This is a genomic window from Proteus sp. G4380 (genome assembly GCF_963885725.1).
Classification (GTDB): Bacteria; Pseudomonadota; Gammaproteobacteria; order Enterobacterales; family Enterobacteriaceae; genus Proteus; species Proteus mirabilis.
The window spans coordinates 1-11,934 of sequence record NZ_CAWPAV010000033.1 but is presented as its reverse complement, the minus strand read 5'-3'; the positions used below and the strand labels follow the sequence as shown (position 1 = coordinate 11,934).

11 protein-coding genes are annotated in these 11,934 nt (G+C 33.7%); 7 read left to right on the top strand and 4 right to left on the bottom strand.

All coding sequences use genetic code 11. The annotated features are described in order from the left end of the window. Positions 1-184: 184 nt before the first annotated feature. From AACU98_RS02340 to AACU98_RS02315, 6 genes are all read left to right on the top strand, one after another. Positions 185-847: a hypothetical protein gene (locus AACU98_RS02340; protein WP_004246561.1), complete on the top strand. Its 663-nt coding sequence runs from the start codon at positions 185-187 to the stop codon at positions 845-847. A 284-nt stretch (positions 848-1,131) separates the two neighbouring features. Further along, positions 1,132-1,770, top strand: a complete 639-nt coding sequence (locus AACU98_RS02335) for a hypothetical protein (protein ID WP_058336146.1) — start codon at positions 1,132-1,134, stop codon at positions 1,768-1,770. Between the two features lie 36 nt (positions 1,771-1,806). After that, positions 1,807-2,109: a hypothetical protein gene (locus AACU98_RS02330; RefSeq protein ID WP_223232002.1), complete on the top strand. Its 303-nt coding sequence runs from the start codon at positions 1,807-1,809 to the stop codon at positions 2,107-2,109. Positions 2,110-2,282: 173 nt separating this feature from the next. Beyond that, complete coding sequence (locus AACU98_RS02325) at positions 2,283-4,196, top strand: fimbria/pilus outer membrane usher protein (protein ID WP_004249799.1); 1,914 nt, start codon at positions 2,283-2,285, stop codon at positions 4,194-4,196. A 21-nt stretch (positions 4,197-4,217) separates the two neighbouring features. Next, positions 4,218-4,892, top strand: a complete 675-nt coding sequence (locus AACU98_RS02320) for a fimbria/pilus chaperone family protein (protein ID WP_004246565.1) — start codon at positions 4,218-4,220, stop codon at positions 4,890-4,892. 184 nt (positions 4,893-5,076) lie between these two features. Further along, on the top strand, positions 5,077-5,526 hold the full coding sequence (locus AACU98_RS02315; protein ID WP_004249975.1) for a DUF411 domain-containing protein: 450 nt from the start codon (positions 5,077-5,079) through the stop codon (positions 5,524-5,526). A 94-nt stretch (positions 5,527-5,620) separates the two neighbouring features. On the opposite strand, the gene AACU98_RS02310 is transcribed toward AACU98_RS02315, so the two are convergent. Further along, positions 5,621-7,141 (bottom strand): MFS transporter, encoded by a 1,521-nt coding sequence (locus tag AACU98_RS02310; RefSeq protein ID WP_161735455.1) that lies wholly within the window; start codon positions 7,139-7,141, stop codon positions 5,621-5,623. Next, a complete protein-coding gene (locus AACU98_RS02305) occupies positions 7,134-8,237 on the bottom strand; it encodes an HlyD family secretion protein (RefSeq protein ID WP_161735453.1) in 1,104 nt (367 codons plus the stop codon). The genes AACU98_RS02310 and AACU98_RS02305 overlap by 8 nt, the downstream gene beginning before the upstream one ends. A 121-nt stretch (positions 8,238-8,358) precedes the next feature. Here AACU98_RS02305 and AACU98_RS02300 point away from each other — a divergent pair, with 121 nt between their 5' ends. Then, positions 8,359-8,997, top strand: a complete 639-nt coding sequence (locus AACU98_RS02300) for a TetR/AcrR family transcriptional regulator C-terminal domain-containing protein (protein WP_012368614.1) — start codon at positions 8,359-8,361, stop codon at positions 8,995-8,997. A gap of 92 nt (positions 8,998-9,089) precedes the next feature. Here AACU98_RS02300 and AACU98_RS02295 read toward each other — a convergent pair whose 3' ends face one another. Then, positions 9,090-10,496, bottom strand: a complete 1,407-nt coding sequence (locus AACU98_RS02295) for a YfcC family protein (RefSeq protein ID WP_161735450.1) — start codon at positions 10,494-10,496, stop codon at positions 9,090-9,092. Between the two features lie 9 nt (positions 10,497-10,505). After that, positions 10,506-11,639 carry a M20 family metallopeptidase gene (locus AACU98_RS02290; RefSeq protein ID WP_161735448.1) on the bottom strand — a complete coding sequence of 378 codons (1,134 nt, stop codon included), beginning with the start codon at positions 11,637-11,639 and terminating at the stop codon, positions 10,506-10,508. Positions 11,640-11,934 lie beyond the last annotated feature (295 nt).

Below are 11,934 nucleotides of genomic sequence, written 5' to 3'. Positions count from 1 at the left end.
ATTTAACCAAGGGTGTTAATATTTATATATACGAGTATAATATATAAATGCAATCTTATTTAGATGATTTTTATATACTTTGAGTCACTCTAAAAACTTGAGATTTTTATTATTTAAAATCAAACGATATGAGAGGTTATAAATAATCTTTTTAAGATAGTTTTATATCGCTCATGGAGGATATATGTTCAAAAAAAGCTTATTAGCTATTTCTTTACTTACTTTATCAAGTAGTATCGCTTTCGCTGCGACACCAACCGCTAAATTAAAAGTAAGTGGGGATATCCAACCACCAACTTGTACCATCAATGGCGAAACAAGTGAAACTACTGTTGAATATACTTTTGCTGTAACTCCTGGCCTTTTCCCTGCAAAAGGTGATTTAACATTAGAGCCTCAATCAAAAAATATTGTCGTAACTTGTGATGCAAAAACCTATCTAGCTTTTACTCCTACTGATAATAGAGCTGGGACAGAAAAAAAAGAAGGTGATTCTTATTTTGGTTTAGGCAGTTATAAGATGGCAGTCGATGGAAAAGAGGCTGTTGATACTAAAGTAGGTTACTACACAGTTTCAATGAAAAATGCCACAGTAAAAGAAGATTTGACTAGTGAAGAAAAGAAAGTCTATGTAATGGATTCTAGATATGGCAGATCTACTTCTAAGACACTAGTAAAAAATGATTCATTAGGTTGGGCTCGTAGTAATGCTAATGATTATGCTGACGGTCAAGTATTTGCGGCAGATTTTGAAGTCACACCAACCATCAATAGCGCACTAAAAAATAGTGATGGTGATGCTAAGTTAGATGGTTTAGCCACATTAACATTCCAATTCGGAATTTAATTAAAAAAAACGTAAGAAATCATTTGGGTTTCTTACGTTTTTATTTAAATATTTTTATAAATTATCAGATATAGAAAGTCTTTTATTAATTATCTTATATAGACTATATATTTTAGAGTAGCCGATTTGATATAGAATATAAAAACCCATTTTAAAATCACCAATTAAATTACAAGACTGTTTTTTATTTTCTATAAGCGTATAATTAATTAAAAATTATTATAAAGGTCGAATTAGTTAAATACATCAGAAAAAGAAACTACACTAGCTGGCTTTAGGTTATTATGAATATTATAAAATCTTTTTATTTTACCTTACCATTTTTAAGTATTTCATTAGTATCAACATCTGCTTTTGCAGATATTTATAACGATCTAGCACCATCATTTAATGATGATTGTTTTGTGTCACAAAAAGATATAACCATAGAGTATCATAATCTTAAAGCTTATATGTTTAAATCTAATGAAAATAATAAGTTAGATGATCGTTATACATTAATAAATATAAGCTGTCCTTCACCTGTTTCACCTGTACTATTTTCAATAAAAGCAGATGAAAAAATGGGAACAACCACAGATAATGATCAAACTCATTTTGGCCTTGGCACTATAAATACAACAGGTAAGATTGGTTTTTTCCAGGTATCTATTGAAAAAGCAACAGTAGATGACATTGATGTTAATATTTATGAAACAGATAACGAAAATAATATTGGAATAATAAAAACAAGCCCACAATTAAAAATAGGCACTCTAAACGGATTTAGTCAAGATGGTGTAACACCTTCGAAAGGGAATAACTATCAATTAAAGTTAAAAATTTCACCAACAATTTATAGTTTAAAAGAAACAAATGGCCCTCTTGTCGATGGTGGAGAACTTTCAGGCTCTCTATTATTCGATTTTTCATTTGGATCTTAAAATTTAAAAACGCGACGTTTTACTATGGGGTTCATTATGCATTTTCGATATCGTAAAATGATATTTTTATTATTAGCTTATCTAATTAACAATAATTTAGCATTAGCTGATAATAAAAATATCGAGTTTGATATTGACTCACTTAAATCTCTTGGTTATGGCAGTGAAATCGCTGATTATTTTAAAGAAGGAAGTCATTTTCTTCCTGGTTATCATGATGTAACAATTATAGTAAATAGTAGCCTTAACTATTCTGATAATATTCTTATTAATGAATCAGGTAATCTTTGCTTAAATAATCAATTAATAGATAAGCTGAAATTAAAAAAAAAGAGATAAATTCAGATTGTGCTGATTTTTTAGAGATATATCCTAAATCAGATATTACCTATCACCCAAATAACAACTCTATTGATATCACTATTAATGATGATTACTTCGATCAAAGTGCCTATGGTAATGAATTAACCTATGGTGGCTTAGGGGTATTCAACAACTATAGAATCTATGGTATGAAGTTAAATGGCTCTAATAATAGGAATTTTTATCAAGGTGATTTTAAAACAGGTATAAATTTTTATAATTGGATTTTACGTAATAACAGTAGCTTTTCTTCAGGTGATGGGAAAACTTACTATAGATTTAATGAAACAACGCTTTCACGTACAATAGAACGCATCAAAGCCATTTTACAATTAGGCCAAATTACATCTAATAGTGAGTTATTAGATAGTGCTGATGTGAATGGTTTTCAATTATATTCAGATAGTAGCTATCAAAACAGTAAGTTGACAGTTCCTATTACTGGGATGTCTGAAAAACCGGCTACCGTTGAAGTCACACAAAATAATCGATTGTTATATAGAACGATAATACCTGCAGGCCCTTTCCAATTAAATAACATTAGTGGTGTATCATCAAGTCAACCATTACATGTCAAAGTTATTCAAGATGATGGTACTATTCAAGAATTTGATGTTATTACATCAAATAAAGACTTAAAAAATCCACAGAGTAGTACCAGCTTTAACTTTTTTATGGGGAAATATAGAAAAAACTCAAGTGATGAACGCATACATACTCCTTTTATTACCGGTTTTGAAGGTGGCATTAATTATTTAAATCATAATTTTCTAGGGGGTATGGAAATATCATCAAAATATAAGTCCATTGTAGGTAGCGTAAATAGCGTTTTTGGTGAACATCGTCCTTTATCTACTGGCTTTGGTATTAAATATGCATCTTCTTCTAATAAAGGTGATGGCTTCCAAGCAAATGCTAATTTAAGTTTACCTGTATCAGTATTCTCTCTAGGCTTATCAACAATATATCGTTCACGCAACTATTCCACACTCTATGAATCTCTACAAATAGATAATATAGAAGACCCATTAGATGATAATCTTGCTAATAATCAGACAAAAACATCAAGCTCATTATCTCTAAGCTTAGGAAATCAACGTTATGGATCACTGAGTTATAGCCTTAGCTATAGCCAATATTATGGTGATAAAAAAGACAATTATTCAAATACCATTTCTTATGGAAAAAGATTTCCATTTATGTCTTTTAATATTAGCTATCAAAAAAGTAGTAATTTTGAAGATCGTACATTTGTAAACATCAACGTACCTATTAATAATTCATCATCATTTAGTACTCAATACCAACATTATAAAACATCATCTTTAACAACAAATTATAGTAATTATCATAATGATTTATTTAGATATTCTATCGGGGCAACTGCTGATAAAGACAGTAAAGATAAGAATATTAGCGGTAATATCAATGCAACAACCGCTTACAGCCAAATTAGTGCGACAGGCTCCTTTAGTAATAGTAATCAAAAATCGGCGATGCTGACAGCATCTGGTGCTATTGCTTATAGTGATGGATTATTTGCTACTTCTCCTGTGGAGTTAGGAGATACTTTCGGTATTTTACGTGTTCCAGGACAATCTGGTATTTTAGTTAACTCTATGGGTGGTGGTACGACAATAACTAATCACTTTGGTACCGCCGTTATTCCTAACTTACCTGTAAATAAAAAAACAACTGTTCTATTAAATACTAAAAATTTACCACTCAATGTTATGTTAGGCACAACATCCTTTGATATTGCATTGGCAAAAGGTACTGTTTTTTCTCGTGAGATCCCTGTCAATACAATGAAGCAAGTTTTATTAGAAATAAAAAAACCAGATGGTAAACCTGTTAATACAGCAAATAGTGTTATTGATGATAAGGGAAATCTAATAGGTGTTATTATGGGGGACGGTAATGTTATAATAAGTAATGAGCAAATCGGTAAGCCACTAAAAGTAAAATCAGATAATGGTGACATCTGTTCTGTTGATTATTCAGTTCCAGAAGAATTTAATCCAGACTTTTTATATGAAAAAGTTGATGCAATTTGTAAGTAATACAAAGAGGATAGTCTAATTATGAAAATACTAAAAGGAATGATTTTTCTCATTCTATTAATAAGTCATTTTTCTCATGCTAGTTTTCAATTGGAAACCATGACTGTTATTTTAGATTCAGAAGAGCCAAGAAAGATTTTTAATGTTAAAAATACGGGTAGTGAACCTATTTTATTATCAACAAAAGTCAGCGATTTAGATAAACAACACGAAATAGCAAAAAATATTATTATAACTCCACCTATTACAAGAATAGAGCCAGATCAAAGTCAGAATATTAATTTTATTTTAAAAGACGGTATTGAATTTGATGATGAACAAATTTTAAAAGCCTCTTTCCAAGGTATTGGTGTTGCAAAGGTCAATTCAACAAAAATGCCTATCAGACAAGATATTGCGATGTTAATTATTCCAAAAGGGTTAACCATAGAGCGTGAACCTTGGAAAAATCTAGAAGTAAAACAAGTCAATAATCAATTAATATTAAAGAATAATGGTAAACAAGTTATTCGTATGGCTCCCGCTTTTAGCTCTTTACCAAGCAATAACGGTTATAGTATTGGTCAATTTTATATTCGTCCTCAAGAAGAAATTAAAGTTGATGTAAAAGAAAAGTTAACAGAAATAAAAATATCACCTTTAAGTCGTTATGGATTTAAATTAGCAGGTGATATTAAAATGAAAGTTAATAATTAAAATAATTAATATATAAAGCCTTGATATGTTATATCAAGGCTTTTTTATTTATGTAGACATTTATATTATTAACCCTAAATATTTATTTTTACAAAAATCTACACGCTTATACTTTATTTGAATTGACCTTCCTGTAGGGGGAAAGATTATTGTTCTCTGTATTCGTATCTATAAGGAATACATGATGAAAAAATTACTTTTTCCCTCTCTCTTAGTATTGTCAACGGTTAGTGGTACTGTACAAGCGGCAAATCATGCTGTAGTTGAAGTTTATAAAACCGAAAATTGTGGTTGCTGTAATTTGTGGGCTGATGGTGTAAAAGAAGCGGGCTTTGATGTTAATGTCAATATTGTCTCTGAAACAGAATTAATGCAAAAATATCAGCAAGCAGCAGTCCCTGATAATTTATTAAGCTGTCACTATGCAACATACCAAGGCAAAGACTTAGTCGGACATATTCCTATCGATAGCTTAAAAAATATAGACTTAATGGATAAAAAGCAAACAGGCATTGCTGTTGCAGGTATGCCAGCGGGTAGCTTAGGTATGTATGCAGGGGACTATAAAGAACCTTATCAAGTCATTGCTTTTGATAAAGCAGGTAATCAATCACTATTTAAATCATACAATTAATTTTTACACTCATCATATTGATGTAACAAGAATATTTCTCTCCTATTATATTATTCTTATTTTATTTTCTGCCTGTACTAAAACAGGCAGTTTTTTATTTTACTAGCCTTGGGACTACCGGATTTTCTGGTGACGATTTTAAAAATGACATACAAAGAGCACCTAAAATAACCAAGAGCATAATCAAATCAAAACCATCAATAAAAGAGGCAACATGTGCTTCTCTTATTACTAATGCCATCGTTGTTTGATAATGTTCAGCAATATTCCCTGCTAATTTTTGCTCACCAGTTTGTATGTATCCTCTTAACAAATCATAATGAGTATCATATGAGATCCTCAAATAAGTATTGATAATAGCTCCTGCAAGGGCTGGCATTAATACTCTCGCTATCGAAATATATGCCCCTAAATGTAACGCTTCTTGTGGCTTGATATTAGTAACAAATGAGGCAATTAATCCGATAAGTAGCAAACATTCCCCCATTGCTTGCATAGATATGACAATAAAGAAATCATTAGCTCGCCACTGATAATCAATTTGATGACCGATTAAACATGCTCCTCCAATAATCATAATACCTATTAACATCATTAATCGTGGCTCTAAACGCCGTGCAAGAAAAATAGCTATTGGACTACATAATAGATAGATAAAGAAGGCAAGATTGGTAACTTGACCTATTTGTAGTGGTTTCAACCCACCAACAACACTCAAAAATGAAGGTATAAATAACGAATTAGGTAACATCAAAAAGCCATATAAACAGGCAATAATAAAGCAGAGCCGTAAATTACTATCTTTGATCCAATTTAAGTGGCCAAAGCTTTGTTTATAAATATAAGCTCTAATAATAAATGTCCCCATCAATATAGCGCTACCGATTAAGCAAGACACGACCAGACCAGAATCCCACCAACCTAACAATTCACCTTGAACGACACCAATATATAATAGCGTTAATCCTAAGCATTTAAGCGCCATTCCTCCCCAATCACTTTGAGCGAGCAATGCTTTATTAATAGGTGAGAGTGGCATTCCCCACCAGGTAAAAAATAGGATGACTAAGGTGAAAATAGCGGATAACCAATAAATCCAACGCCAATTCAATATGTCAACAAATTCTCCTGAGATCCCCACTCCCGCATCCATTCCTACAGAAACACGTAAGCTATAAGCCGCCATAACGATTAGCCAAACACTGGGATTTAAACTTTTTAAGGCTAATGAAATCGTCATCGGCAAATAGACTCCGATACAAAATCCAATCATAAAATGAGCAATAAAAAGTCCGCCAAAACCAATCTGTTGTCCTATTATGGGAACCGCTAATCCACAACAAAAAAGGATAAAACTCGCACTGATTAATATTTTTTCTGCGCCATAAACCACCATAAACCAAGGTACAAGAGTCATACTGATCAATTGAGCTATATTAAGAGCCACATTCAACCAAGATCCTTGTGCAACATCTAAACCAAACACGCCTCTTAAATCCGCTAACGAGATAGAAAACATACGTACAAAGAGTGTTGATAAAATAGCCCCGGTAAAAACAGCCATAACAACAAAAATAGGACGATGATTTTGTGTTGCTGATAATAATTTAATCACTGCGCTCCCCCTCCTCCCCTACAGGAAGGCTTTCTGTGTCAATTTTCACTTGCACAGACATACCCGCTCTTAATTTAGCTAAGTGTCGGTTATCACTATTGAGCGTGATATAAACCGGAATACGTTGTACTACTTTAGTAAAATTACCACTGGCATTATCAGCAGGAATAAGAGCTGACTCACCACTACTTTGTGCGCCGATATATCTCACTTTTCCTGAAAAAACATCGGTAGGAAAAGCATCAACTTTGATAGCAACAGATTGTTCTGGCTGTACTTTTTTTATTTGTGTCTCTTTTAAATTGGCAATAATGTATACATCGTTAATCGGTGTTAAAGTCACAATTTCGCTACCCGCAGTCACAAGGCTACCGATATTGACTTTTATTTTATTTAATTGCGCATCGAAAGGAGCCTTAATAGTCGCGTATGAAAGCTCCGTTTCAGCCTGCTGATACTGTGTTTGAGCGATATCTTTTTGTGCCAGACGTATTTTTTCTTGAGATTTTAGTAATACCAGTGCTTGTTTAGCCTGATCCCACTCATTTTTCGCAGCACTTTGTAATTTCATTAAACGTTGCAAATCAGATTGAGCATCTAAATAATTTTGTTGTGTGATTGCCCCACTATTAATTAAATCTTTACGCAACATTGGACTACGCTTAGCTTGGATAACATCAATAACTGATGCTTGATAACGATTAGCTAATTTCTCAATATTTAATTGATATTCTTTAATTTCTTCAGTGAGATTATCTAAAGCTAATTGGGCTTTTTGATACTCTGCTAATGCCGCTTGCCGATTTAATATTTGTTCTTTCTTATTAATTTCAGCAATGACCTCACCACGTTTTACTACTTGGTAATCCTCTTTATTAATCTGAGAAATAAACCCAGTCATTCGTGATTTCAATATCGTTGAGTCCGCTTTTATGTAAGCGTTATCTGTTGTTTGATAACGAGCATCACTCCACCAGCGATCCCAATCTGCAGTCGCTATACCAATAAACGCAACAACACATATCACAGTGATCCAAGGTGTATAAACCATCACTAACTGCATGATTTTTTCTTTTTTTGATTGAATATTTTCCATCTTTCTACTCCTAAGCGAAGCTTAGTGATATTTAACTTTCGCTTTAATCTAACATTGTTAGGTTTGATAATTATGTTAAACTAACATTGTTAGATAGAAAAGAGGAAAATGAGAATTATTTATGAAAAGCCCTAAAATTGATCGATTAAATGTGTTAGATACGGCGCTTTCTTTGCTGGAAAAAGAAGGGATTGAAGGCTTAACAATGCGAAAACTGGCAGATGCATTACATATAAAAGCCGCCTCTCTCTACTGGCATTTTGATAATAAACAAACGCTTATTGAGGGAATGGCAGATCGTATAGTCAGTGAAGTCGCTGTTGATTTTCACTATAGCCAAGATTGGAAAGCGGATCTAAAACGTCTAGCAACAGAACTAAGAGAAGCTTTTTTACAACATCGTGATGGTGCTAGAGTTTTTGCCGGAACCTATGTGATTTCTGAAAATGTGTTACGTATAAACAATACGCTTATTACTTTAATTATGCAGTCTGGTGCATCTGCTGAGTTAGCGAGCAATATGTCGATGACCTTACTCTATTTTATTTTAGGGTGTTGCATTGAACAGCAAGCTATCACGCTTATTGATAGTGAAATTTTAATGCAAAAACGACTCGCTTTTGAACAAATTGTACGTGATAAATACCCTCAAACTTGGCAAGTAAGAGAAATTCTTTTTGCTGATGATTTTGCCATGCGTTTTAATTTTGGCTTAGAGCAACTAGTCACAGGGTTTGAACACCAACTGAAGACACCATGAGGTTGGTTTAAAAAGGCCGTTTGTAACTAAACAAACGGCACTTTATTTATACTTAATAACCTATTTATCGTTAATAATCCGTTAGTACAAAGCTACACTGGTCCATAACTTATTGCGGTAGCAATACCAATTGCAGCCATACCTATCACGACCCAAATCATTAAAATAGGGAATACAAATTTAACCCAACGCGTCCACGGCACTTTACCTACCGCCAGTACCGCCATAAGTACACCTGATGTTGGGGTAATAATATTGGTAAAGCCATCACCGAGTTTTAAAATAAGGACACCGGTTTGACGTGTAAGATCAAGAATATCGAGAATAGGCACCATAATAGGCATAACAATCGATGCTTGTCCCGTTCCTGATGTGACTAGCAAGTTAAACAGTAAATTAAAGAAATAAAGTAATTGAGCGCCCCAAAAGTGAGAGGTTTGCTGTAATGGCACTAATGTGGCTTGTACAATAGAATCAAGCACTCGTCCTTCATCTAAAATAACAATAACCGCTCTGGCGATCCCCACCACCAATGCCCCATACACTAAAGATTGAGCACCTTTCATAAAGGTTTTGATATAGTCATTAGGGGCAATTTTAAACATAGCCGCCACAACAATGCTAATCATAATAAAAATGGCTGATAGATGTTCAATCCCCCATTTATATTCAAAAGCGCCATATAAAAACAATCCAATAAACGCTATAAATACCACCAAACTCAATTTTTGCCTCAATGAGAAGGTGCTATCTAATGATTGAGTGTGTGGCTGTTCATAATCAGGATCATCTTTAGCTATTCCATACATATAACTGGTCGTTGGATCATTCGCAATACGTCTGGCATACCAGACAATATAGGCAATAGTGACAACAATTAAGATAGCGAATAATACAACTCGAAAAATAACACCAGAAAAAAGAGGAACTTCAGCTAATGTTTGTGCAGTACCTAAAATAGTTGGATCTAATACACCAACCGCATTACCTGCATAATAGCCTAAATAAACAACTGCAACCCCCGTAATAGCATCAAGTTTCATTGATCGCGAAAGGGCTATTCCTATAGGGATAAACGCAATAACGGCATTGGCCGCAAGCCCAAGGGATGACAACATACCAAAAATAAAAGCAACCGTAATAATAAGAGCTTGATAATTACCTTTGGTTTTAACAATAAGCGCATTAATACCTGAATCAATAGCACGGGTGCGATCATAAATGGCAATCGCGCCACCAATCATAAAGATCAAGAAAATAATACTGGCAGATTGTTTTAACCCTACAGGGATTGCATAAAACACATCCATCAATGAAGCTGGATTTTGTGCAACATAATTAAAGCTATTAGGGACAACGCGGTTTAATCCATTAACGGTTTCCCGCTGATAACTTCCTGCGGGGATCAAATAGGTGGCGATGGCCGCTAAAATAACGATGCCAAAAATAATAATAAAGGCATCAGGCATAGCCCATTTTATTTTTTTACTCTTTTCCATACATTCACCTTATTGAGACAGATGCTTAATAACATTTGCAAATAGCACTGTCCTTTCGGTCAATGACGGTAAATCGAGATATTCTTTATCACTATGTTGATAGCCACCAATAGGGCCTAATCCATCAACACTTGGTGTGCCCACACCGGCAGTAAATGAGGCATCAGATCCTCCTCCGGTTGAAATATCTTCAATAGCTAAGCCAATTAAATCCGCTTGCTGTTTAATGATTTCTATTAAATTGGCACTTTCAGGTGTTTTCACCATTGGAGGGCGATTAATGCCACCTTTTAGCGTTAATTTAACCCCCGCTAACACAGGTTGACTACAAACTTTTCTGACTTGCTTATCAATTTCAATCCCCTGCTCATCCGTTGAAATACGCACATCGATTTCAGCTCGTGCATGGGGTGCAACCGTATTGACAGATGTACCACCAGAAATCAGTCCGACATTAACGGAAAGACCTTCATCATGGCGAGAAAGCGCATGTAGGGCCTGAATTTTGTATGAGAGCTCTTGAATAGCACTAATTCCTGCTTCTGGTGCAATACCTGAGTGAGATGCTTTACCTTCAATCAACAGCTCATAAGTTCCAACACCTCGACGAGCGCTAACAATGGCACCATTCGCACGAGCAGGCTCCATAATTAATGCATAAGCTTTATTTTTTGCATATTTTTCAATTAAATGACGCGATGTTTTTGACCCTATTTCTTCATCACAGTTAAGCAATATTTCAACATTTTGATAAGAGAGATCGCCACTTTGTTTGAGTGCATTAATCGCATAGTAAGTTAAAACATGGCTAGCTTTCATATCAATAACACCGGGGCCATAGGCACGGGAGCCATCGATACTAAATGGACGCTCTGCTACTGTTCCTTTAGGAAATACGGTATCTAAATGTGCAGCAATAAAAATTTGTGGGTTTGTGGCATCTTTATGAACTAAACGGTAGTTATTCCCTAGTTGTTCATTTTCAAATACTTCAACAACAAAACCTAATTTTTGGTAGCGTTGAATTAAAAGATCAGCGACTGTATCAACCCCTTGTTTATCATAAGAGCCGCTATCGATATTCACTAACTCCTTTAGAAAATCAACCATTTCATCATATTGTGAATTAATTGTGTGTTGCATTTTATTTACCTCTTGTAATTATAATTTGTCTTTTTTAGCTAGATATTTGAATCAAGATGGCCTTTATCAACTGCAATAAAATGCTTGATAAAAAGCATTAGCCTTAAAATAAAATGTGGATTTATTTATCAATGACATCACATTAAACTTTACATATATTTAATATGATTGCATCTATTTTTTAAAACCATAATAACAATTAATTAAATAGAATAAGATCTGCTAGAAATCACATGATAGAAATAGATAAAATAATCTAAAGCTAATAAGAACATTGAAAAATAGAAAAGAGGTT

Bases quoted from the DNA above. Each gene is read 5' to 3' on its own strand.
- AACU98_RS02340 (WP_004246561.1), top strand. From the start codon at position 185: ATGTTCAAAAAAAGCTTATTAGCTATTTCTTTACTTACTTTATCAAGT.
- AACU98_RS02335 (WP_058336146.1), top strand. From the start codon at position 1,132: ATGAATATTATAAAATCTTTTTATTTTACCTTACCATTTTTAAGTATT.
- AACU98_RS02330 (WP_223232002.1), top strand. From the start codon at position 1,807: ATGCATTTTCGATATCGTAAAATGATATTTTTATTATTAGCTTATCTA.
- AACU98_RS02325 (WP_004249799.1), top strand. From the start codon at position 2,283: ATGAAGTTAAATGGCTCTAATAATAGGAATTTTTATCAAGGTGATTTT.
- AACU98_RS02320 (WP_004246565.1), top strand. From the start codon at position 4,218: ATGAAAATACTAAAAGGAATGATTTTTCTCATTCTATTAATAAGTCAT.
- AACU98_RS02315 (WP_004249975.1), top strand. From the start codon at position 5,077: ATGAAAAAATTACTTTTTCCCTCTCTCTTAGTATTGTCAACGGTTAGT.
- AACU98_RS02305 (WP_161735453.1), bottom strand. From the start codon at position 8,237: ATGGAAAATATTCAATCAAAAAAAGAAAAAATCATGCAGTTAGTGATG.
- AACU98_RS02300 (WP_012368614.1), top strand. From the start codon at position 8,359: ATGAAAAGCCCTAAAATTGATCGATTAAATGTGTTAGATACGGCGCTT.
- AACU98_RS02295 (WP_161735450.1), bottom strand. From the start codon at position 10,496: ATGGAAAAGAGTAAAAAAATAAAATGGGCTATGCCTGATGCCTTTATT.
- AACU98_RS02290 (WP_161735448.1), bottom strand. From the start codon at position 11,639: ATGCAACACACAATTAATTCACAATATGATGAAATGGTTGATTTTCTA.